Origin of the sequence: Pseudomonas sp. CIP-10, from assembly GCF_020911845.1 — a bacterium.
Classification (GTDB): Bacteria; Pseudomonadota; Gammaproteobacteria; order Pseudomonadales; family Pseudomonadaceae; genus Aquipseudomonas; species Aquipseudomonas alloputida.
This window is the reverse complement of record NZ_CP087160.1, coordinates 1,375,300-1,397,945: the sequence shown is the minus strand read 5'-3', so window position 1 is coordinate 1,397,945 and position 22,646 is coordinate 1,375,300. Positions and strand designations below refer to the sequence as shown.

The 22,646-nt window shown below is 62.2% G+C and carries 19 protein-coding genes and 1 pseudogene; 13 read left to right on the top strand and 7 right to left on the bottom strand.

Translation table 11 applies throughout. The annotated features are described in order from the left end of the window. Nucleotides 1–125 precede the first annotated feature (125 nt). From LMH93_RS06265 to LMH93_RS06255, 3 genes are all read right to left on the bottom strand, one after another. Nucleotides 126–1,472, bottom strand: coding sequence for an ATP-binding protein (locus tag LMH93_RS06265; RefSeq protein WP_088513450.1), 1,347 nt, complete (start codon nucleotides 1,470–1,472; stop codon nucleotides 126–128). Further along, a complete protein-coding gene (locus LMH93_RS06260) occupies nucleotides 1,469–2,146 on the bottom strand; it encodes a response regulator (RefSeq protein WP_004576835.1) in 678 nt (225 codons plus the stop codon). Before LMH93_RS06260 ends, LMH93_RS06265 begins: the two co-directional genes overlap by 4 nt. 194 nt (nucleotides 2,147–2,340) lie before the next feature. Further along, the gene (locus LMH93_RS06255) at nucleotides 2,341–2,946 is read right to left on the bottom strand and encodes an outer membrane beta-barrel protein (protein ID WP_003254814.1); all 606 of its coding nucleotides are present in this window, start codon (nucleotides 2,944–2,946) and stop codon (nucleotides 2,341–2,343) included. A 129-nt stretch (nucleotides 2,947–3,075) separates the two neighbouring features. Here LMH93_RS06255 and LMH93_RS06250 point away from each other — a divergent pair, with 129 nt between their 5' ends. Both LMH93_RS06250 and LMH93_RS06245 read left to right on the top strand, forming a co-directional pair. Further along, nucleotides 3,076–3,867 (top strand): dienelactone hydrolase family protein, encoded by a 792-nt coding sequence (locus LMH93_RS06250; RefSeq protein ID WP_004576834.1) that lies wholly within the window; start codon nucleotides 3,076–3,078, stop codon nucleotides 3,865–3,867. Nucleotides 3,868–3,948: 81 nt separating this feature from the next. After that, the gene (locus tag LMH93_RS06245) at nucleotides 3,949–4,650 is read left to right on the top strand and encodes a 4'-phosphopantetheinyl transferase family protein (protein WP_003254817.1); all 702 of its coding nucleotides are present in this window, start codon (nucleotides 3,949–3,951) and stop codon (nucleotides 4,648–4,650) included. A gap of 3 nt (nucleotides 4,651–4,653) precedes the next feature. On the opposite strand, the gene LMH93_RS06240 is transcribed toward LMH93_RS06245, so the two are convergent. After that, nucleotides 4,654–6,261 (bottom strand): ATP-binding protein, encoded by a 1,608-nt coding sequence (locus LMH93_RS06240; protein ID WP_003254818.1) that lies wholly within the window; start codon nucleotides 6,259–6,261, stop codon nucleotides 4,654–4,656. Continuing rightward, nucleotides 6,258–6,956 carry a response regulator transcription factor gene (locus tag LMH93_RS06235; protein WP_004576832.1) on the bottom strand — a complete coding sequence of 233 codons (699 nt, stop codon included), beginning with the start codon at nucleotides 6,954–6,956 and terminating at the stop codon, nucleotides 6,258–6,260. Before LMH93_RS06235 ends, LMH93_RS06240 begins: the two co-directional genes overlap by 4 nt. Nucleotides 6,957–7,704: 748 nt before the next feature. On the opposite strand from LMH93_RS06235, the gene LMH93_RS06230 reads away from it, so the two are divergent. The 3 genes from LMH93_RS06230 to LMH93_RS06225 all read left to right on the top strand — a co-directional run bounded on the left by LMH93_RS06230 (nucleotide 7,705) and on the right by LMH93_RS06225 (nucleotide 12,546). Beyond that, nucleotides 7,705–10,584 carry a ribonucleoside-diphosphate reductase subunit alpha gene (locus tag LMH93_RS06230; RefSeq protein WP_003254820.1) on the top strand — a complete coding sequence of 960 codons (2,880 nt, stop codon included), beginning with the start codon at nucleotides 7,705–7,707 and terminating at the stop codon, nucleotides 10,582–10,584. 139 nt (nucleotides 10,585–10,723) lie between these two features. Beyond that, entirely contained in the window at nucleotides 10,724–10,855 is a 132-nt protein-coding gene (locus tag LMH93_RS29620; RefSeq protein ID WP_003254821.1) for a hypothetical protein, read from the top strand. Nucleotides 10,856–11,295: 440 nt separating this feature from the next. Further along, complete coding sequence (locus LMH93_RS06225) at nucleotides 11,296–12,546, top strand: ribonucleotide-diphosphate reductase subunit beta (RefSeq protein ID WP_003254823.1); 1,251 nt, start codon at nucleotides 11,296–11,298, stop codon at nucleotides 12,544–12,546. A 438-nt stretch (nucleotides 12,547–12,984) separates the two neighbouring features. Here the strand turns inward: LMH93_RS06225 and LMH93_RS06220 are convergent. Further along, nucleotides 12,985–13,272: pseudogene (locus LMH93_RS06220) on the bottom strand (type II toxin-antitoxin system RelE family toxin). Next, nucleotides 13,262–13,501 carry a type II toxin-antitoxin system RelB/DinJ family antitoxin gene (locus tag LMH93_RS06215; protein ID WP_003254825.1) on the bottom strand — a complete coding sequence of 80 codons (240 nt, stop codon included), beginning with the start codon at nucleotides 13,499–13,501 and terminating at the stop codon, nucleotides 13,262–13,264. Before LMH93_RS06215 ends, LMH93_RS06220 begins: the two are co-directional and overlap by 11 nt. Before the next feature lie 759 nt (nucleotides 13,502–14,260). Here LMH93_RS06215 and LMH93_RS06210 point away from each other — a divergent pair. The 8 genes from LMH93_RS06210 (at nucleotide 14,261) to LMH93_RS06175 (ending at nucleotide 22,626) form a co-directional block, all read left to right on the top strand. Next, complete coding sequence (locus LMH93_RS06210; protein ID WP_004577198.1) at nucleotides 14,261–15,499, top strand: OprD family porin; 1,239 nt, start codon at nucleotides 14,261–14,263, stop codon at nucleotides 15,497–15,499. Nucleotides 15,500–16,132: 633 nt separating this feature from the next. After that, nucleotides 16,133–16,939 carry an NAD-dependent epimerase/dehydratase family protein gene (locus LMH93_RS06205; protein ID WP_003254828.1) on the top strand — a complete coding sequence of 269 codons (807 nt, stop codon included), beginning with the start codon at nucleotides 16,133–16,135 and terminating at the stop codon, nucleotides 16,937–16,939. Nucleotides 16,940–16,961: 22 nt separating this feature from the next. Next, complete coding sequence (locus LMH93_RS06200; protein WP_047603512.1) at nucleotides 16,962–17,843, top strand: glucurono-1,5-lactonase; 882 nt, start codon at nucleotides 16,962–16,964, stop codon at nucleotides 17,841–17,843. A 64-nt stretch (nucleotides 17,844–17,907) separates the two neighbouring features. Continuing rightward, nucleotides 17,908–18,879: a TRAP transporter substrate-binding protein gene (locus LMH93_RS06195; protein ID WP_003254830.1), complete on the top strand. Its 972-nt coding sequence runs from the start codon at nucleotides 17,908–17,910 to the stop codon at nucleotides 18,877–18,879. A gap of 66 nt (nucleotides 18,880–18,945) precedes the next feature. Further along, nucleotides 18,946–19,473: a TRAP transporter small permease gene (locus tag LMH93_RS06190; RefSeq protein WP_230064931.1), complete on the top strand. Its 528-nt coding sequence runs from the start codon at nucleotides 18,946–18,948 to the stop codon at nucleotides 19,471–19,473. Beyond that, nucleotides 19,474–20,754: a TRAP transporter large permease gene (locus tag LMH93_RS06185; protein WP_010952322.1), complete on the top strand. Its 1,281-nt coding sequence runs from the start codon at nucleotides 19,474–19,476 to the stop codon at nucleotides 20,752–20,754. Between the two features lie 54 nt (nucleotides 20,755–20,808). After that, the gene (locus tag LMH93_RS06180) at nucleotides 20,809–21,732 is read left to right on the top strand and encodes an EamA family transporter (RefSeq protein WP_003254835.1); all 924 of its coding nucleotides are present in this window, start codon (nucleotides 20,809–20,811) and stop codon (nucleotides 21,730–21,732) included. A 24-nt stretch (nucleotides 21,733–21,756) separates the two neighbouring features. Further along, the gene (locus LMH93_RS06175; RefSeq protein ID WP_003254837.1) at nucleotides 21,757–22,626 is read left to right on the top strand and encodes an aldose 1-epimerase; all 870 of its coding nucleotides are present in this window, start codon (nucleotides 21,757–21,759) and stop codon (nucleotides 22,624–22,626) included. Nucleotides 22,627–22,646: the final 20 nt, after the last annotated feature.

The window sequence follows — 22,646 nt, the reverse complement described above, 5'->3', positions numbered from 1 at the left end:
GATTGGCGGATTTCCGCCCGATGGCGGAATTTGTACAAGGAGGAATGGCGGAAATCCGCCCTTTGTGGATTGCCTGTGCCCCCATTCGCGGATTGACCTGCGAATGGGCCGGCACAGGCTAGGGATCAATCCAGGTTGAAGGTGATCCTGAACGCAGCGCCCCCCAGCGGCGAATCGCCAAGGCTCAGCTCGGCGTCATAGCTGTCGACGATATCCTTGACCACGGCCAAGCCTATGCCCTGCCCCGGGTGCTGGCTGTCCAGCCGCTCCCCACGCTCCAGAATGCGTTCACGCTGGTCGGCGGGCACGCCCGGCCCGTCGTCTTCGATGCACAAGGTCAGATACCCCGGCGCCTTCACAAGGCTCACCCGCACTTGGCCCAGGCTCAGCCGGTAGGCGTTCTCCAGCAGGTTGCCGAGCATTTCCAGCAACGCGCCCTGCTCCATCGGCACCTGCGCCGCGTCCGGCAACTCCAGCACCACGTTCACACGTTTTTCCCGGTAAACCTTGGCCAAGGTGCTGCACAGGCTGTCGAGCAACGGCCGCAGCAAGACGCTGTGGCGGACCAGGCCACTCTTGCGCAGGCTGGCGCGTTGCAGCTGGTAGTCGATCTGCTGGCTCATGCGCTCGATCTGGCTTTGCAGCACCCGCGCCTGCTCGCGCTCGCCGCTGCGCTGCTGCAAGCTTTCACCCACACCCTGCAACACCGCCAGCGGCGTCTTCAGGCTGTGGGCCAGGTCGTCCAGCGAATCACGGTAGCGCGTGCGCTGCTCACGCTCACTGCGCAACAGACGGTTGAGTGAGCGGGTCAGGCGCAGCAACTCGCGTGGGTGCTCGCCGCTCAGGCCATCACGTGCACCTGATTCCACTTCATCCAGTTCGTGGCTGAGGCGTCGCAACGAGCGCAGCCCCCAGGTCAGGCCTGCCCACAACAACACCATGAGCGCCAGCAATGCAGCGCCGAACCCCAGGTAGAGCTTTTCGCGCAGGCCATTGAGGGTGGCCTTGTACTCGCTCACGGGCTGCAGAGCGACAATGCTGTAGGCGGCACTCTGCCCGCCCAACAGCTTGATCTCGACGTCGTACACGAAGAACTCTTCGCCATCGGACTGGTGAATGCGGTCGAACTCGTTGCCGCGCCCGTCATAGCGCGGCTGGTAGTTGATGTGCCGGTCGGCGGTGGCACGCGACTGCCAGACCAGTTTGCCGTCGCGGTCAAAGATATAGCCGAGCAGGCCTGTGTAGGGCAGGTTGTAACGCTCGTCCGGCAGCAGTGTCGGCATCTGCAGCTGGCCATGCTCGATACGCGCAGCGGAAATCAGCGTGGTCACATCCGAGGCCAGACGCTGCTCGATCGATTCCTGCAGAGCCAGGCTGAAGGCCTTCTGCAAGGCCGGCAGCAGCGCCAGCATGAACAGCAGCGCCAACACTGCGGCGGCCAGCATCAGGCGCACCCGCAGCGAGCGGATCATCGGCAGCGCTCGGTGAACAGGTAGCCCAGGCCGCGCACCGTGTCGATGGGTTTGAAACCGCGCTCGCCTTCAAGCTTGCGGCGCAGGCGGCCAACCAGCACTTCGATGACATTGGGGTCGCGCTCTTCGTCACCTGGGTACAACTGTTCCATCAGGCGATCCTTGGCCACCACCTGCTGGTGATGGCGCATGAGGTATTCGAGGATGCGGTATTCGTAGGCAGTCAGGGCCAAGGCGTGTTCGTCGAGGGTGGCCTGCTTGCGGTTGAGGTCAAGTACCAAGGGGCCAGCGGTGATGGTCGACTGGATGAAACCACTGGAGCGGCGTAACAGGGCATTGAGCCGTGCTTCAAGCTCCTCGAACTGGAACGGCTTGACCAGATAGTCGTCGGCACCGGCGGCCAGGCCCTCGACCTTGTCTTGCCAGTTGCCACGGGCTGTGAGGATGAGAATGGGGAAGGTCTTGTCCTGGCTGCGCAGCCGCGTGATCAGCTCCAGGCCGCTGATACCGGGCAGGCCCAGATCGATGATGGCAAGGTCGAAATGGTACTGCTCGGCCTGGTACAGCGCCTCTTCGGCATCAGCGACCGCCTCGACCACATGGCCGCTTTCGCCCAGGCGGGTGTAGAGGTGATGGCGAAGCAGGGCTTCGTCCTCGACCACCAGCAGTTTCATGTGCAGCTCCTTATGTGTATTGCCTGTACCGGCCTATTCGCGGGTATGCCTGCTCCCACAGCAATCGCACAGTCTCTGAAACGTGTGCAGCACCTGCACAAGCCAAAGGTACTGCACAGTTTCAGCGGTTTGTGCAGTACCTGTGGGAGCGGGCGTGCCCGCGAAGGCCGGTACAGGATAACGCGGCTCGTTCGTCAGAACTTGTAACTTGCTGCCAGGTAGGTCTGCGCGCTGCTGGTCAGGCGCAGGGTGCCATCCTTCGGCCCGCCATGCGCGCCCACCTCGGTCGCGGCATTGGTGCGCAGGTAACGGTAGCCCAGTTCGACCGAGGCCTTGTCGGTGATGTCCTGGATCACACCGGCCTGCAAGCCGTAGGCATAACCGTAGTCAGTGTCCCGGCTGGCGCCTGGCGAGTCCTGGGTAAGCTTGGTCACACCCAGGCTGCCACCACCGAACAGCTTGGTGGTATCGCCCACCGGCAGGAACAAGTCGTAGCTGCCAAGCAGGTTTTCCTGGCGCAACTTCAGGCCACTGTGGTCGCCAGAGACATTGTCATAGGTCATGTAGTAGCGGCCCTGGTCGTTGATCTTGCCCAGACGCACACCCCAGGTATCGTCCTTGCCGATGATACCGTCGGCATTGAGCTGATCGGTGTTGCGTTGCAGCAGGCCGGACTTGCGAACTTTGTCGCTGGTCTGGCCATAGGTGAGGCTGGCGAAGTTGTCGTCCGCGGCCTGGGCGGTGGTAATGCCAGCGGCACAGACGGCCATGGCGGCAAGCAGGGTATTGAAGGTTTTCATGGCTGGGTACTCCAGTTGGGTGCGCTGTTTCGGTCTGGAAGCTAGAGTAATCAGGGCACCCTGAACCGCGACTGAACCCTGGCTGAACCCCGGCTGAACGAATCGATAGCAAAACAAGGAGTTGTGAACATGCGAGCCCTGCTGGCCCTGACCCTGATGTGCAGCGCCGCCCTCGCCCAAGCGGCGGTAGTGACCCGTGAAATTCCTTATCAGGACGACGATGGCAACCGCCTCGTCGGCTACTACGCCTACGATGACGCGCTGGACGGCAAACGCCCAGGCATCGTTGTGGTGCATGAATGGTGGGGCCTGAACGACTATGCCAAGCGTCGTGCGAGAGATCTCGCCGCCCTGGGCTACAAGGCACTGGCCATCGACATGTACGGCGATGGCAAGCACACCGAGCACCCGCAGGATGCCCAGGCATTCATGGCCGCAGCGATGAAGGACCCGGCTGCGGCAGCAGCGCGCTTCGACGCGGGCCTGGAGTTGTTGAAAAAGCAGCCGAATGTGAACAAGCATCAACTGGGCGCTGTCGGCTACTGTTTTGGCGGCAAGGTGGTGCTCGATGCCGCACGCCGGGGAGAAAAGCTCGATGGCGTGGTGAGCTTCCATGGCGCACTGGCCACCCAGACCCCGGCAAAACCTGGCGTGGTGCGGGCCGATATCCTGGTCGAGCATGGTGCGGCGGACAGCATGGTCACCCCACAGCAGGTGGAGGCGTTCAAGGCCGAGATGGATGCGGCCAAGGTCAACTACCAGTTCGTCAGTATTGAAGGGGCCAAGCACGGGTTCACCAACCCCGATGCCGATCGGCTCAGCCACGGTGAACATGGGGGGCCGGACATTGGCTATAACAAGGCCGCGGACGAGCGTTCCTGGGCGGATATGCAGGCGTTCTTCAAGAAGGTGTTCAAATAAAAGATTGTGCAATCGTTGTGGGAAAGGAGGCGTTACCACGCCACCTCCCTTAGCGCCTGCACAGCTGGCACAATAGCCGCCATGAACACACTTCCTGCCTGTTGCGCCCCGCTCCAGCACCACTGGCCCCTGCCCCGCCCATTGCCCGGCGCGGTGCTGGTCAGTTGCGCCTTCGACCCTGCCCACTTGGCCGCCGACGACTTCCAGCGCGCTGGCGTACTGCCCAGCGCCAGCCTGCTGCGCTCGGTGGCCAAGCGCCAGGCCGAGTACCTGGCCGGCCGCGTATGTGCCCGCGCCGCGCTCCAGCACCTGGACGGCCGCGACTACGTGCCCGGCACCCACGAAGACCGCTCGCCCATCTGGCCCGCCGGTATTCATGGCTCGATCACACACGGCAAGGGCTGGGCCGCCGCGGTGGTCGCCGGCGAAAACAGCTGCCAAGGTCTGGGCCTGGATCAGGAAGCCTTGCTGGATGACGCGCGCGCCGAGAGGCTGATGGGCGAAATCCTTACCCCGGCAGAGCTGGAGCGCCTGGACCGCCGCCAGCTTGGGCTTACGGTCACCCTGACGTTCTCGCTGAAGGAAAGCTTGTTCAAGACCCTGTACCCACTGACTCGCCAACGCTTCTACTTCGAACACGCAGAAGTGCTCGACTGGTCCGCAGAAGGGCTGGCGCGCTTGCGCCTGCTCACCGACCTGTCACCGCAGTGGCAGCAAGGCGCAGAGCTGCAAGGCCAGTTCTGCCTGCAGGACGGCCACCTGCTGAGCCTGGTCAGCGTCTGACCTTCACAGCGGTGCCTGCTGCCTTGGCCAGTTCAGGCTGAAGCAGGCACCGCCCAACGCCTCGCTGCGGCCCACCGTGGCCCGGCCCGCGTGCCAGTAGATGATCCGCCGTACGATCGACAGGCCCAGGCCATGCCCGCCCGAGGCGCGGGTGCGGCTGTCATCGAGGCGGGTGAAGGGCGTGAAAATGCGGTCCCAGAAGCCCTCGGGGATCCCTGGGCCGTCATCCTCCACATCGATGCGGCAACGTTGCTGGCCCAGCTGATAGCTCAGGCGCACTTCGCCCTCGGCATGGCGCATGGCATTGCCGACAAGGTTCTGCAGGGCCCGGTGCAAGTAGCGCGGCTCGGCCTCGACCCAGGCGCCTTCGGCATCCGCGCCCTGACAGTCGCCGCGCACCACCCGCACCTCGGCACGCAAAGGTGCCAGCTCTTCGATCACCCGATCGAGCAAGGCATCCAGATCGACCCGCTGGAACTTCAAGGCCGGTGCGCCCTGCTCCAGGCGGGCGTAGGTCAGCATCTCGTCGACCAGCTTGTCGAGGTCCTGGATATCCCCGTCCATGCCCGCCAGGTGCTTTGCCCGCACCTGTTCAGTCGTGGCGCTTTCGATCATCTCCAGGCCAAAGCGCAGGCGCGCCACCGGCGTGCGAAGCTCGTGGGACACCGCTCGCACCAGCTCGCGCTGCATGGTCAGCGAGCGCTGCAGGTGCTCGGCCATGCCATTGAAGGCAGCCGCCAGGCGCCCTACCGAGTCGGCGTCGCCGGCCGGCACGCGGGTATCCAGGCTGCCTTGGGCGATGCGCGTGGCAGCAATCTCCAGGCCGGACACACGACGTTCCAGCTGACGCACCAGCAGGTAGACCACCAGGCCAATCAGGCACAGCCCCAGGAAGGCAATCAGAATCAGCAACTGCGGCGGGTAAGGGTTGAGCTGGTACAGCGGGCCGATTTCCAGTACCCATGGCGAGCCCGTCAGCCCGGCGAACACCCGGATCGAGTCACCATCCTTGCCCAGCGCCATCACCGTGTCGCCCTCCTCCACGCGGCGCCGCTGGTCATCGTCCAGGCTGACCCGCTCGATACGTTGCAAGGCAACGCCAAAGCCGAAGCCCTTTTCCTGCTTGATCTGTGCCAGGCGCTGCTGCTGTTCGGTTACCGGGTAGCGCACCAGTTCGTCGGCCAATAGATAGAGGGTGGCCCGCGCCAACTGCTCGCTGATCTGTTTGATCTGCGCGACCAGCATCAGGTCTTCCTGACCCACCTTGCGTAGCACTTGCGCCGCATGCGGGCCAATCTTCTCGACCACCACCAGGCCACGGTACAGGCGCGCCCGCTGGCCACCGTCAAGGCTGCGTGCGCTCATCGGTTGCAGCGCCAACGGCACGCCAAGCAGGCGTTCCCAGATCAGCAGCGAACGCTTGCGTTGGGTTTCATTCTGCATTGCCAGGTTGTCGGCCATCAGGCTGAAGGTGCCCTGGGCCAGGCCCTCGCGATGCTGGGCAGCGCGCACTTCGTTGACCAGGTGCAGGCTGAGCACGCCAAGCAGGGCCACCAGCACCAGCACGGCCAGCATGCCGCCGTAGATGCGCAGGAAGATCGAATTGTTCATGGCGCCTCGCCAACGAACAGGTAGCCTTTGCTGCGCAGGGTCTTGATCAACCGCGGCTGAAGCGGGTCGTCGCCGATCTTGGGGCGGATTTTCGAGATGCGGATATCGATGGAGCGGTCCTGGCCGTCGTAGCCCACGCCACGCAGTGCGGTGAAGATCTGTTCACGGGTCAGCACCCGGCCAGCGTTGCTGGCCAACAGCCAGAGCAGATCGAATTCGGCGCCGGTCAGTTCGATCAACTGCTCGCCCAGGTGCGCCTCGCGCAGGCGGTTGTCGATACGCAGCGCACCGAAGGCCAGGTCCTGGCGCTTGCTGTCCACGGTTTCGCTGCGGCGCAGCAGGGCCTGGATACGCGCCAGCAGCAAGCGTGGGCGCACGGGTTTGCAGACGTAGTCGTCGGCACCCAGGTCCAGGCCCTGAACCTGGTCGAGTTCATCGCTGCGCGCGGTGAGCATGAGGATCGGCCCCTGGTACTGGCTGCGCACCCGACGGCAGATGCTCAGGCCGTCCTCGCCGGGGAGCATCAGGTCGAGGATCACCAGGTCGGGCTGGCTGTCGATGATGCGCCTCGCGGCGCGGGCGCCATCGGCCTCCACCGCGACCTCGAAACCATTGGCCTGCAGGTATTCGGCGGTGAGTTCGGCGAGGCGCTGGTCGTCTTCGACGATGAGGATGCGGGGTATGGGGTGGTCCATGGCTTTGGCCTTGTTGTTCTTGGGATCGTGTCAGGGCAGCTGAGAGTATGAATGTAGATGGGGGGCCCTGCGAGACCGAGCGCCCCGCGGACGGTGCTCGATCTCCCAGGCACCCCAGATCTTAAGACACGCCCTACCGCCCCCTCGACTGAACCGTTTTTTGTGACAGGCTTCGCGCCCCAAAAAAACTGCCCAAGGGCGTCACGGTGCAGAAAAATACTGCAAACCACTTGGCACAAGGCCTACAGCGAATACCCACCATTCACTCACAAAGTACACACAACTTATCCACAGGCGCTCGCCTTGCAAAGCCCCCAATACCGCATTATCTTGTATCCCGATCGCAGCGAACCACTAGATATAGGGGTTCGTGCAAAATCACACACAAAAGTCAACCCGCAAGATCAAGCGATTTTTCGGGTGGAACTTCAGGTGATTTCAGCAGCCAAACCGCTCCTGCGGAGGCGACCGAGGCAAGCCCTTCCAGGGCCTTGTTCGGGCATGGGTGTTGCAGGCCAGCCCTGGCATCCATCAGCAACAGATTTTGGGCCCCGCCCAAAACCTTTGACTTCGGCCAGGGAGCGGCAAGCCATTGCCCCTAATTCCTGAGTCTGTCCCGAAGTCGGTACGCCCGTGCGGGCGGATGCGCATGCTTTGTGCATCCCCGCAGGGCCATCGAGCAAGTGGACGGAACGGTGGGCGCCCATAGGGCGCCTGAACAATATAGAAATTGTGGAGACACCCACCCATGCAAACCGACACAACTCGCGAGAACCCGCAGGCCAAGGTGCCGCAGGCCGCCGATTCCAACCAGGATCTGGCTGCCACCGCCCCTGGCCAACTGCGCGTGATCAAGCGTAACGGCACTGTCGTCCCTTACACCGACGACAAGATCACCGTCGCCATCACCAAGGCGTTCCTCGCAGTTGAAGGCGGCACTGCCGCCGCTTCGTCGCGCATCCACGACACCGTCGCGCGCCTGACCGAGCAGGTTACCGCCACGTTCAAGCGTCGCATGCCATCGGGTGGCACCATCCACATCGAAGAAATCCAGGACCAGGTCGAACTGGCCCTGATGCGCGCCGGCGAGCAGAAAGTTGCCCGCGACTACGTGATCTACCGTGACCAGCGCGCCAAGGAGCGTGCCACCCGCGCCAACACCGACGCCGTGGTCGAGCCGCACCCGAGCATCCGCATCACCCTGGCTGACGGCAGCCTGGCGCCGCTCGACATGGCCCGCCTGAACACCATCATCAGCGAAGCCTGCGAAGGCCTGGCCGAAGTCGATGGCGACCTGATCCAGCGCGAAACCCTGAAGAACCTGTACGACGGCGTGGCCATCAAGGACGTCAACACCGCCCTGGTGATGACCGCCCGTACCCTGGTGGAGCGCGAGCCGAACTACTCGTTCGTTACCGCCCGCCTGCTGATGGACACCCTGCGCGCCGAAGGCCTGGGCTTCCTGAATGTAGCCGACAGCGCCACCCACCACGAAATGGCTGACCTGTACGCCAAGGCCCTGCCGGCCTACGTCGCCAAAGGTATCGAGTTCGAGCTGCTGAACCCGGCCCTGGCCGACTTCGACCTGGAAAAACTGGGCAAGGCGATCAACCACGAGCGCGACCAGCAGTTCACCTACCTGGGCCTGCAGACCCTGTACGACCGCTACTTCATCCACAAGGATGGCGTGCGCTTCGAACTGCCGCAGGTGTTCTTCATGCGTGTGGCCATGGGCCTGGCGCTGGAAGAGAAGGACAAGGAAGCCCGTGCGATCGAGTTCTACAACCTGTTGTCGTCGTTCGACTACATGGCCTCGACCCCGACCCTGTTCAACGCCGGTACCCTGCGCCCGCAGCTGTCCAGCTGCTACCTGACCACCGTGCCAGATGACCTGTCGGGCATCTACCACGCGATCCACGACAACGCCATGCTGTCGAAATTCGCTGGCGGCCTGGGCAACGACTGGACCCCGGTCCGTGCACTGGGCTCGTACATCAAGGGCACCAACGGTAAATCCCAGGGCGTCGTCCCGTTCCTGAAAGTGGTCAACGACACCGCCGTTGCCGTGAACCAGGGTGGCAAGCGCAAAGGCGCTGTATGTGCCTACCTGGAAACCTGGCACCTGGACATCGAAGAATTCATCGAGCTGCGCAAGAACACCGGTGATGACCGCCGTCGTACCCACGACATGAACACCGCCAACTGGATCCCTGACCTGTTCATGAAGCGTGTCTTCGATGACGGCAAGTGGACCCTGTTCTCGCCTTCGGAAGTGCCAGACCTGCACGACCTGACCGGCAAGGCCTTCGAAGAACGCTACGAGTACTACGAAGCCCTGACCGAGTACAACAAGATCAAGGTGTTCAAGACCATCCAGGCCAAAGACCTGTGGCGCAAGATGCTGTCGATGCTGTTCGAGACCGGCCACCCATGGCTGACCTTCAAGGACCCGTGCAACCTGCGTTCGCCGCAGCAGCACGTGGGCGTGGTCCACAGCTCGAACCTGTGCACCGAGATCACCCTGAACACCAACAAGGACGAGATCGCGGTCTGCAACCTGGGCTCGATCAACCTGCCAAACCACATCGTCGATGGCAAGCTGGACACCACCAAGCTGCAACGCACCGTGAACACCGCTGTGCGCATGCTCGACAACGTGATCGACATCAACTACTACTCGGTGCCGCAAGCGCGTAACTCGAACTTCAAGCACCGTCCGGTCGGCCTGGGCATCATGGGCTTCCAGGATGCGCTGTACCTGCAGCACATTCCTTACGGCTCCGATGCTGCCGTCGAGTTTGCCGACAAGTCGATGGAAGCGGTCAGCTACTACGCCATCCAGGCTTCTTGCGACCTGGCCGATGAACGCGGCGCCTACGAGACCTTCCAGGGTTCGCTGTGGTCCAAGGGCATCCTGCCACTGGATTCGCAACAGATCCTGATCGAGGCCCGTGGCCAGAAGTACATCGACGTCAACCTGGAAGAAACCCTGGACTGGGCGCCGGTACGTGCCCGCGTGCAGAAAGGTATTCGTAACTCGAACATCATGGCCATCGCGCCAACCGCGACCATCGCCAACATCACTGGCGTGTCGCAGTCGATCGAGCCTACCTACCAGAACCTGTACGTGAAATCGAACCTGTCGGGCGAATTCACCGTGATCAACCCGTACCTGGTTCGCGACCTCAAGGCCCGCGACCTGTGGGACTCGGTCATGATCAACGACCTGAAGTACTACGACGGTTCGGTACAGCAGATCGAGCGTATCCCGCAAGAGCTGAAAGACCTGTACGCCACTGCGTTCGAAGTCGAGACCAAGTGGATTGTCGACGCTGCTTCCCGTCGCCAGAAGTGGATCGACCAGGCGCAGTCGCTGAACCTGTACATCGCGGGTGCATCGGGCAAGAAGCTGGACGTGACCTACCGCATGGCCTGGTACCGTGGCCTGAAAACCACCTACTACCTCCGTGCCCTGGCCGCCACCAGCACCGAGAAGTCGACCATCAACACCGGCAAGCTCAACGCCGTTTCCAGCGGTGGCGACAGCGCCCCGGTCCAGGCAGCCGGCCCAGCGCCAGTGCCGAAGGCCTGCGCGATCGACGAGCCTGACTGCGAAGCCTGCCAGTAAGGCCTGAATGCCGTGCGGGGTGCCTACGGGTGCCCCGCGCGGCATTTTTGTATCCGCGCCTCAGAGAAACCTTGCCCTTTGCCCACTGTTCACGCAGCTCGGTAAAAGAACAGGACCTCTCAAAAAAGGATGTACGCCCATGGCGCGGAAAAAACTGGCATCTCGCAAGATTGGTCGCAACGCAGAAACCGGCCGTTTCACCTCAGTGGAACAGGCACGCAAGCACCCCAAGACACACATTGTCGAAACGCTGTATACCCACCGTAGCTAGTGGTAGCTGGCCTCATCGCCGGCCAGCCCGCGGCGAGGCCGGCTTTGCAACACAGCCCTCAAGAAACACCATATGATGTGCCTTGAAATTTAAACTGGCACAACATATAGGTTGGCGCTACACTCTCCCCCCGTAGAAGAAGCCACCTTTTTCGTGAACGGACGCACGCCAAACCGGTCGAAAAAGTTACCCTCGCCGGCGACACACGCGCCCCGATCGAAGGTGAATTCCGGTATACTCTGCGCCCTCTGAAAAGAGCACCTATTCAATTGTCCTGGCCCCTCCCAGAGGCCTGGCCAGGTACAAGCCAGAACACATTCAGATGTAAACGAGAGTCAGCCTCTCGAGCTGTCCATTCGCCGTTACGGCCTTGCGTCAGGCATCACATTCTTAAAATCCAACCGGTTGCCCCAGGGCGACCCTCAAGCAGGAGCCAAACCATGCTGAGCTGGGACGAATTCGACAAAGAAGACGGCGAAGTAGCCGCCAAAGGCAACACCCCTGCGCAGGCCGCTGCCGCCGCCACCCTCGACAAGCTCGACAGCGCCGGTGGTGCCGCCGCCCTGGAGGCCCGTGCGGCCACCGCTTCTGACTCCGAAGCCGTCAAACGTGCCAAGGCTGCCCTCGACGCCCTCGACGTTGCCGAAGGCCTGGCCGAGCTGGAAGGCTCCTCGGCCCGCGTGGCAGTAGATGAAAAGCGCATGATCAACTGCCGCGCCGACCTCAACCAGCTGGTACCGTTCAAGTACGACTGGGCCTGGCAGAAGTACCTGGACGGCTGCGCCAACCACTGGATGCCGCAAGAGGTCAACATGACCGCGGACATCGCCCTGTGGAAGAGCCAGGACGGCCTGACCGAAGACGAGCGCCGCATCGTCATGCGCAACCTCGGCTTCTTCTCCACCGCCGACTCGCTGGTTGCCAACAACCTGGCCCTGGCCGTGTACCGCCTGATCACCAACCCGGAGTGCCGCCAGTACATCCTGCGCCAGGCCTTCGAAGAAGCGATCCACACCCACGCCTACCAGTACTGCATCGAGTCGCTGGGCATGGATGAAGGCGAGATCTTCAACATGTACCACGAGATCCCGTCGGTCGCTAAAAAAGCCGCCTGGGGCCTGAAGTACACCCGCGCCATCTCCGACCCGGAATTCAACACCGGCACCGTCGAAACCGACAAAGAGCTGCTGCGCAACCTGATCGCCTACTACTGCGTCCTGGAAGGCATCTTCTTCTACTGCGGCTTCACCCAGATCCTGTCCATGGGCCGCCGCAACAAGATGACCGGCGTGGCCGAGCAGTTCCAGTACATCCTGCGTGACGAGTCGATGCACCTGAACTTCGGCATCGACGTGATCAACCAGATCAAGATCGAGAACCCGCACCTGTGGGATGCGGCGATGAAGGAAGAAGCGACCCAGATGATCCTGCAAGGGACCCAGCTGGAGATCGAATACGCCCGTGACACCATGCCACGCGGTGTACTGGGTATGAACGCAGCGATGATGGAGGACTACCTCAAGTTCATCGCCAACCGTCGTCTGACCCAGATCGGCCTGAAGGAAGAGTATCCAGGGACTACCAACCCGTTCCCATGGATGAGCGAGATCATGGACTTGAAGAAAGAGAAGAACTTCTTTGAGACGCGTGTGATTGAGTATCAGACTGGTGGGGCGTTGAGCTGGGACTGATCGTCCGGGCTGAGCATCGAGAAGGCTGCCGATTGGCAGCCTTTTTTTATGATTTTCCCCGAGAGTCCTGACGTCAGTTACGAAGATTGATTTCTTAATCCTATAAAAGACCGCCCCTGCGAAGGCCCATGTGAACAGGGGACCATTTATTGCCTGTGCTGGCCTCTTCGCGGGTGAACCCGCTCCTACAGAGATCGCAGTTTGCCGGGGTTACCTGGCAAGCTGGTCTGCCTGACTTGGCAATGAGCCCTCTGGGCTGATGGGGGACCTGTGCGGGTTCATCGAGGCGTAGAACCGCCGCGAACACCGGCGAAGCCGGTGCCATACACCGAGTCGGATTCTTCGCGGGCAAGCCCGCTCCCACCGAAGCACAGCTCTAGCTTTGAGGCGGTGTTTTACCTTGGAGATTTCGGCCTGGGGCTGCCAAACCCTATAGGCCTACTCAAGTCGCTCAGCAGCCTTTTTGTAAGCTTGGTCCCGCTCACGGCGATCGACAGCGACGACAAAAACCACGATCTCTTGGTCAATGACCTGATAAACCAGCCTGTACCCGCTGCTGCGAAGCTTTATTTTGTAGCAATCCGGCAGCGAGTGAAGGCGGTTTGCCTCGATTCAAGGTTTCAGCAGGACCTCTGCCAGTTTCTTCTTGAACTGCTGACGCACGGTATCGCCCAGCTTCTTCCACTCTTTCAATGCGCGGGAATCAAAGTCGAGGCTATAGGTCATCCAGCTTTACCCTCACGCGCTGCGGAGAAGCAAGCCGCTCTTGTACGGTAGCAATGAGATCTTCATCTTCCTCGGTCATCAGGACCGGCCGGAAGGGTAGCTTGCCCCGCTCAGCTACATATTGCAGGGCCTGGCGCATGAGTTCGGAGGGGGTGACACCGAGGCGATCGAGCTCTTTGTAGGCGCGGGCTTTGAGATCATCGTCGACGCGGATATTGATAGAAGCCATGACATAGCCCTCATGTAAAGACGATTGTCATTACACTGCACTGATCGTGGGGACTCTGCAATGGCAGTTTGTCTGCCGGAAGTGACCACAGCGCCATTCCCTTCAAATGAAGAGGCCTCGCCCCTGCCGACAGGAGGGGTACGGCACCAGCAAGGATGCCGGGACTGGACATGCCAGTCGACGTGGTCAAGGGCGAGGCCAGATCTGAAGATAGCGCAGGCTCGGGGATGGGGCCACCGCAGTTACGATTTGATTTTTAACCCTGCCCCCGGTTTGCAGTGCGAGGCGGCCAATGGGGTGGATGGCACGGGCTTTACCCGTGTTCGCGGGCAAGCCCGCTCCTACCAGTAGATCGTGTACGTGCGTGGCATGGTGCATGGCAGTTGTAGTATGTCTGCAGCGCGTTCAGGGTAGAGCCTCTGCCGCTCAGTTTTTGGCGTCTAGTACCTTATTTGCTCTGCGATCAGCCGTTGACAGCCCTCCTCCCCCTTGCTAATAATCGCCCACAGTTGTACGACAACGCATAACAAAAACAACAATCAGTGGACGAACTCATGTCGACATCCATCCCGCTACACCTACGTCTGTTGCATACCCCTCTTCCCCCGGCCAGCTCGCGTAAACCTGCCAGTACGTAGCGCCCGGTTACCGCGCATTCACCCCTGGCCCTGACCGGCCCGTTATCTACCCGCCCCTGCCGCAGGCCGCTTGCGCGTGCCCGGTGGACGGGCTGCCACACCCTTAGGGAGCACAACAATAATGAAAATCTGCCACACCCTACCCTTCGCCCTGCTTGGCGCCGGGGTTATCGCCGGCCTGCCGGGCACCAGCCTGGCAGCGGGATTTGTCGAGGACAGCAAGGCCACCCTCGGGCTGCGCAACTTCTACATCAACCGCAACTTCACCAACCCCAGCAACCCACAGAGCAAGGCCGAGGAGTGGACGCAAAGCTTCATCCTCGATGCCCGCTCGGGGTTCACCGAAGGGCCAATCGGCTTCGGCGTGGATGTGCTGGGGCTGTGGTCGGTCAAACTCGACGGCGGTGGCGGTACCTATGGCACGGCGTTGCTGCCACGCCATGACGATGGCAAGCCGGCAGACGACTACGGGCGCCTGGCAGTGGCGGGCAAGGCGCGTATTTCCAAGACCGAACTGAAGATCGGTGAATGGATGCCGGTACTGCCGATTCTGCGTTCGGACGACGGGCGTTCGTTGCCACAGACGTTCCGTGGCGGGCAGGTTACCTCCAACGAAATCGCAGGGCTGACCCTGTACGGCGGCCAGTTCCGCGGCAACAGCCCGCGTAACGACGCGAGCATGGAAGACATGAGCTACGGCGGCGGTGTGTCGGACCGTTTCAACTTCGTCGGCGGCGAGTACAAGTTCAACCAGGACCGCACGCTGGTGGGGCTTTGGAATGCGGTGCTGAAGGACGTGTACCAGCAGCAATACCTGCAACTGAGCCACAGCCAGCCGGTGGGTGACTGGACCCTGGGTGCGAACCTGGGCTACTTCCATGGCGACGAGGACGGCTCCGAACGCGCCGGGCAGCTGGACAACAAGACCTACTCGGGGATGTTCTCGGCCAAGTACGGTGGCAGCACCTTCTGGGTGGGGCTGCAGAAAGTCGATGGTGATACCTGGATGCGGGTGAACGGCACCAGTGGCGGGACCTTGGCCAACGACAGTTACAACTCCAGCTTCGACAATGCCAACGAGCGTTCGTGGCAGGTGCGCCATGACTTCAACTTCGTCACCGTCGGGGTGCCAGGGCTGACCTTGATGAACCGCTACATCAGCGGGCGCGATGTGCACAGCGGGGGGGTGACCGATGGCAAGGAGTGGGTGCGTGAAACGGAGCTTGCGTATGTGATCCAGAGCGGGGCATTCAAGGATTTGAGTGTGAAATGGCGTAACTCGTCGATTCGCCGGGATTACAGCAATAACGAGTTTGATGAGAACCGGTTGATCTTCAACTACCCATTGTCGTTGCTCTGATCAAGACCTGCGGGTTTACCCGCGAATACGGTGGTGGCGGCAACGGTGAGCGGCGGGTGGAGATTGGCCAGCAGGGCCGGCCCTTTCGCGGGTGAACCCGCTCCTACGACGACCTGTGTCCAACCACCGACCTGTGTCCACCCTCGATCAGATGTAGGAGCGGGTTTACCCGCGAATACGGTAGCGGCGGCAACGGCGAACGGCGGGTGAAAACTGGCCAGAAGGGCCGGCCCTTTCGCGGGTAAACCCGCTCCTACACAGCGGCCTGCGCCCAACCACCGACCTGTGTCCACCCTCGATCTGGTGTAGGAGCGGGTTTACCCGCGAATACGGTGGTCGCGGCAACAGTGAGCGGCGGGTGGAAATTGGCCAGCAGGGCCGGCCTCTTCGCGGGTAAACCCGCGAATACGGTGGCGGCGACAACGGTGAACGGCGGGTGGAGATTGGCCAGCAGGCCTGGCCCATTCGCGGGTAAACCCGCTCCTACGGGCGACCGCGCAGGCCTTTCGCATTTTCTTATCCGCGAAAAGGCCGGCAAAAGCCGCCCAAGCCTCATTGACAACACACAGAACCACCGCCAATAATCACCCAAGTCATACGACAACCTACAACAACTAACAACAAGAGCCGGCCATGACCACTACCCCCTTCAATCGCCTGCTGCTCACTGGAGCCGCAGGCGGCCTGGGCAAGGTCCTTCGCGAACGCCTGAAAGGCTACGCCGAGGTCCTGCGCCTTTCCGACATCAGCCCCATGGCGCCTGCTGCTGGCCCGCATGAGGAAGTCATCACCTGCGACCTGGCCGACAAGGCTGCGGTGCATGCACTGGTCGAAGGCGTGGACGCCATCATCCACTTCGGCGGGGTTTCTACCGAGCACGCCTTCGAAGAGATTCTCGGCCCCAATATCTGCGGCGTGTTCCACGTGTACGAGGCGGCGCGCAAGCATGGGGTCAAGCGCATCATCTTCGCCAGCTCCAACCACACCATCGGTTTCTACCGCCAGGATGAGCGCATCGACGCTCACGCGCCACGCCGTCCCGACAGCTATTACGGGCTGTCCAAGTGCTACGGCGAAGATGTGGCCAGCTTCTACTTTGACCGCTACGGCATCGAGACCGTCAGCATTCGCATCGGCTCGTCGTTCCCGCAGCCACAGAACCCGCGCATGCTCTGCACCTGGCTGAGCTATGACGACTTGGTGCAACTGATCGAACGTGGCCTATCGACGCCCGACGTTGGCCATACCATCGTCTACGGCGCCTCCGACAATCGCACCGTGTGGTGGGACAACCGCCATGCCGCGCACCTGGGCTATGTGCCCAAGGACAGCTCGGAAGCCTTCCGCGCAGCCGTGGAGGCCCAACCGGCACCCGCCGCCGATGACCCGAGCATGGTCTACCAGGGCGGCGCTTTCGCCGTGGCCGGCCCGTTCAACTGACCCCACGCCAGGAGGCACGGCCATGAACTGCGAACTGATCGTCGACGCCCGTAACGGTACCGGCGAAAGCCCTGTGTGGCACCCCGGTGAACAGGCCCTGTACTGGGTAGACATTCCCGCTCGCCAATTGCATCGCTGGCAAGCGGCCGATGGCAAACACCAGTTCTGGCAAGGCGACGAGATGCTGGCCTGCATCGCCCGCAGCGGTCAGGGCTGGGTTGCGGGTATGGAAAGCGGCATCTTTCAGCTCCAGGCCAGGGCGGACGGCAGCCTGGACAGCCGGCTGCTCAGCAACGTGCAGCACGCCCAGGCCAGCATGCGCTTCAACGATGGCCGCTGCGACCGTCAGGGCCGCTTCTGGGCCGGGACCATGCTGCTGGACATGCAGCAAGGCGCCCATGTGGGTGCGCTGTACCGGCATGACGGCGAAGGCCACCTGCACCTGCAGCAGGACGGCATGATCGTGCCCAACGGCCTGGCGTTCAGCCCCGACGGCAAGCGCATGTACCTGTCCGACTCACACCCCAACGTGCAGAAGGTGTGGGCCTTCGACTACGACACCGACAACGGCACGCCGCACAACAAGCGGCTGTTCGTCGACATGCGCGGCTACCCAGGACGCCCCGACGGCGCCGCGATCGACCAGGATGGCTGCTACTGGATCTGCGGCAACGACGCCGGGCAAGTTCACCGCTTCACCCCTGACGGGCGCCTCGACCGCTCGCTCAGCGTGCCGGTGAAAAAGCCGGCCATGTGCGCCTTTGGTGGCGCCAACCTCGACACCCTGTACGTCACCTCGATCCGCCCCGCGGGCATCGACCTCGGCGACCAGCCACTGGCTGGCGGGGTATTTGCCCTCAACCCTGGCACAAAGGGCCTGGAGGAACCTGCCTACCGGGGCTGAGCCCCACTGCCACACCCACACTTGCACGCCCGAAACCGGATAATAAAAACCACGGAGTTTCATCATGACGTTCAAACGCAAGCTGCTTCTTGCCGTACTCCCGTTCGCCTTCAGCGTGGCCATGCCCGCCTCGGCGCTGGACATCAAGTTCGCCGAAATCCACCCGGCCGGCTACCCGACCGTGGTCGCCGAGCAGAACATGGGTAAAAAGCTGGAACAGGCCAGCAATGGCGACATTACCTTCAAGATGTTCGCCGGCGGCGTGCTGGGATCGGAAAAGGAAGTGATCGAACAGGCTCAGATCGGCGCCGTGCAGATGACCCGCGTCAGCCTGGGGATCGTCGGCCCGGTAGTGCCGGATGTGAACGTGTTCAACATGCCGTTCGTGTTCCGCGACCATGAGCACATGCGCAAGATCATCGATGGCGAGATCGGCCAGGAGATCCTCGACAAGATCACCAACTCCGACTTCAACCTGGTGGCCTTGGCCTGGATGGACGGCGGCTCGCGCAGCATCTACACCAAAAAGCCGGTGCGCAGCCTGGAAGACCTCAAAGGCATGAAGATTCGCGTACAGGGCAACCCGCTGTTCATCGACATGATGAACGCCATGGGCGGCAACGGCATCGCCATGGACACCGGGGAAATCTTCAGTGCCCTGCAAACCGGCGTGATCGACGGCGCCGAGAACAACCCGCCGACCTTGCTTGAGCACAACCATTTCCAGAGCGCCAAGTACTACACCCTGACCGGCCACCTGATCCTGCCGGAGCCGGTGGTGATGTCCAAGACCACCTGGAACAAGCTCACTCCCGAGCAGCAGGTGCTGGTGAAAAAGGTCGCGCGCGAAGCACAGATGGAAGAGCGTGCGCTGTGGGACGCCAAGTCTGCCGCCAGCGAAGAGAAACTCAAGGCCGCCGGTGTCGAGTTCATCACTGTCGATAAGAAACCGTTCTTCGAAGCCACCGCATCGGTACGCGAGAAGTACGGCGCGCCGTACGCCGACCTGATGAAGCGTATCGACGCCGTCCAGTAATACCAGCCCCTTCCAAGACGACCTCGGCAGTGCGGCCGCCGCCGCCCTGCCGCTTTGGTGATGCCTATGAAATCGCTTTTCCTGAGCGTGAACGACACGCTGTACCGCAGTTGTATCTGGATGGCGGGCCTGTCGATCCTGGCCATGACGCTGATCATCCCGTGGGGCATCTTCGCCCGCTACGTGCTGGGCACCGGCTCCAGCTGGCCAGAGCCAGTCTCGATCCTGCTGATGGTGGTATTCACCTTCGTTGGTGCCGCCGCCAGCTATCGCGCCGGGGCGCATATGGCGGTGGGGATGATTACCGACCGGTTGCCGCCGCTGCAGCGCCAGCTGGTCGCCCTGCTGGTACAACTGCTGATGATCGTGGTGTGCGTGTTCATGACCTATTACGGCACCCGGCTGTGCATCACCACCTGGAACCAGTCGCTGGCCTCGCTGCCCGGTGTGCGGGTCGGCATGACTTACGCGCCGATCCCGGTCGGCGGCGTGCTGACGCTGATGTTCGTGCTGGAAAAACTCCTGCTGGGCGATCAGAGCAACCGCAAGGTCGTGCGCTTTGATCTGGTCGAAGAAAACGAAGGAGCTGCGTAAATGGAAGCGTTCATTCTGTTGGGCAGCTTCATCGTGCTGATTCTGATCGGCATGCCGGTAGCCTACGCCCTGGGCCTGTCGGCACTGATCGGCGCCTGGTGGATCGACATCCCGCTGCAGGCGATGATGATCCAGGTGGCCAGTGGGGTTAACAAGTTCTCGCTGCTGGCCATTCCATTCTTCGTGCTGGCCGGCGCAATCATGGCCGAAGGCGGCATGTCACGCCGGCTGGTGGCCTTTGCCGGGGTGCTGGTGGGCTTCGTGCGTGGCGGGCTGTCGCTGGTCAACATCATGGCCTCGACCTTCTTCGGTGCGATTTCCGGCTCGTCGGTAGCCGATACCGCCTCGGTGGGCTCGGTGCTGATCCCGGAGATGGAACGCAAGGGTTACCCGCGCGAGTTCTCCACCGCCGTAACCGTCAGCGGTTCGGTGCAGGCGTTGCTGACCCCGCCCAGCCACAACTCGGTGCTGTACTCGCTGGCGGCGGGCGGCACGGTATCCATTGCCTCGCTGTTCATGGCGGGTATCATGCCCGGGTTGCTGCTGAGCGCAGTGATGATGGGCCTGTGCCTGATCTTCGCGAAGAAGCGCAACTACCCCAAAGGTGAAGTCATCCCGCTGCGCGAGGCGCTGAAAATTGCCGGTGAGGCGCTGTGGGGCCTGATGGCCATGGTCATCATCCTCGGCGGTATCCTGTCGGGGGTGTTCACCGCCACCGAGTCGGCAGCCGTGGCGGTGGTGTGGTCGTTCTTCGTGACCATGTTCATCTACCGCGACTACAAGTGGCGCGACCTGCCCAAGCTGATGCACCGCACAGTACGAACCATCTCCATCGTGATGATCCTGATCGGCTTTGCCGCCAGCTTCGGCTACGTGATGACGCTGATGCAGATCCCGTCGAAGATCACCACGGCGTTCCTGACCCTGTCGGACAACCGCTACGTGATCCTGATGTGCATCAACTTCATGCTGATGCTGCTTGGCACCGTGATGGACATGGCGCCGCTGATCCTGATTCTTACCCCGATCCTGCTGCCGGTGATTACCGGTATCGGCGTGGACCCGGTGCACTTTGGCATGATCATGTTGGTGAACCTGGGTATCGGGCTGATCACCCCGCCGGTGGGAGCGGTGTTGTTTGTCGGCTCAGCCATCGGCAAGGTGAGTATCGAGTCGACGGTGAAGGCGCTGATGCCGTTCTACCTGGCGCTGTTCCTGGTGCTGATGGCAGTGACTTACATTCCAGCGATCTCGCTGTGGCTGCCTAGCGTGGTGCTGTAATTATGAACGGGGGCCGCTTGGCGGCCCCTGGGCTCTTGCAAATGGATCCTGCACATGGCTGTCCCCTCCTCGGCTGTACCGCTTTTCCCCCGCAAACTGGCCATCGCCTTGCTCGCCCTGCTGGCCTGTTCATTCGCCGGCAACCACATCGCCGCGCGCATCGCCTTCGATGACGGCACCGGCGTGCTGCTGGCCATCCTCTGCCGCTCTGGCATCACCTTCCTGGTACTGGCCGGGCTGCTGCTGTGGCAACGCCAGGCCCTGGCCCTGCCCGCTGGTGCGCGCCGGTGGCAGCTGCTGCTCGGCCTGCTGATTGCCACCCAGAGCCTGTGCCTGTACTCGGCGGTGGCGCGTATTCCAGTGGCTTTGGCGCTGCTGGTGGGCAACACCTTCCCGATGCTGCTGGCGCTGCTCACCTGGGCGCTGGGCGGCGCACGCCCCACGGGCCGCACCGTACTGTTCATGGGCCTGATCCTGTGCGGCCTGGTGCTGGCACTGGATGTCCCGGCACGCCTGGCCGACAGCGCTGCGGCCAACCCGCACTGGGTGCCAGGGGTCAGCCTGGCCTTCGGCGCCGCCTGTGCCTTTGCCTGCGCCTTGTGGATCACCGACCATAAACTGGCCAGCGTGCGCGGCCCCGTGCGCAGCCTGCTGACTTTGCTGATCGTGTTCTCCAGCATGCTGGTTGCAGGCGCAAGCGGCGTGATGCCGTCCGGTTTGTCACTGCCAGGCAGCAGCAGTGGCTGGGCGGCCTTGGCCAGCCTGGTAGTGCTGTATGGCTTGGCCTTCACCTTGCTGTTTGTTTGTGTGCCAAGGCTGAACATGGCGCAGAACGCCCCCGTGATGAACGTCGAACCCATCGCCACGCTACTGCTGGGCTGGGCCTTGCTCGACCAGCAACTGGGCACCCTGCAATTACTCGGCGGCGCGGTGGTGGTGTGCGGCATCGTGCTGCTCACCTACCGTCGGGCCAATTGATCGTTCATTTAAATGGAGCCTTGAATGTCTGTGACCGAACTGCACCTGCAGGACCGCCTGACCCGCCTGAGCCTGGCTCCGGAGTTGGGCGCCAGCCTGGTCAACTGGGAAGTGAAAGCGACCGGGCAAGCGCTGCTGCGCCATTCCGACCTGGCCGCACTGGAAAGTGGTACGCCACGACGCCTCGCCTGCTACCCACTGGCGCCTTGGTCCAACCGCATTGGCGAGGGTGGCTTTGCCCGACCCGAGGGGTGGCAGGCACTGGCACCCAATACCGGGCATGACCCTTACCCGATCCATGGCAGTGCCTGGCAGCAGGCCTGGCAGGTGGAGCATCACAGTGAACAGCGAGCACGGCTGACGCTAGACAGTGCTGTGCCGTTTGCTTACCGGGCCACGCTGGATGTGCATCTGCATGAGGGGTGCCTGAACCTGGACCTGCATGTAACCCATCTGGATGAGTCGGCCAACTGGTACGGGTTGGGGTTGCACCCTTACTTTCCGCGGTATCCCGATACCAAGTTGTACGCATCGGCACGCAACGTGTGGCTGGCCGAGGATGGGCGGTTGCCGTCGTACCAGGCCGAGGTGCCCGAACAATGGCGCTTCAATGCCATGGGGCGTTTACCCGAGACAGTGGTTGATCACGCCTTCAATGGCTGGCCAGGGGAGTGTGTGATCGAACAGCCCAGCGCGGGTTATCGACTGGCGTGCAGTGCCAATGGGGCCGAACACTTCTTGCTGTATTGCCCGCAGGGGCAAGGTTTTTTCTGCTTTGAACCTGTTAGCCACCCAATCAATGCGCATCACCTGCCAGGGCGACCAGGGTTGCGGTTGCTGAACCGGGGGGAGGCAATGACCCTGGGGTTCAGGATGCAGTATCGGGCGTTGTGAGCGGGCTGCCTGAAAAAGGG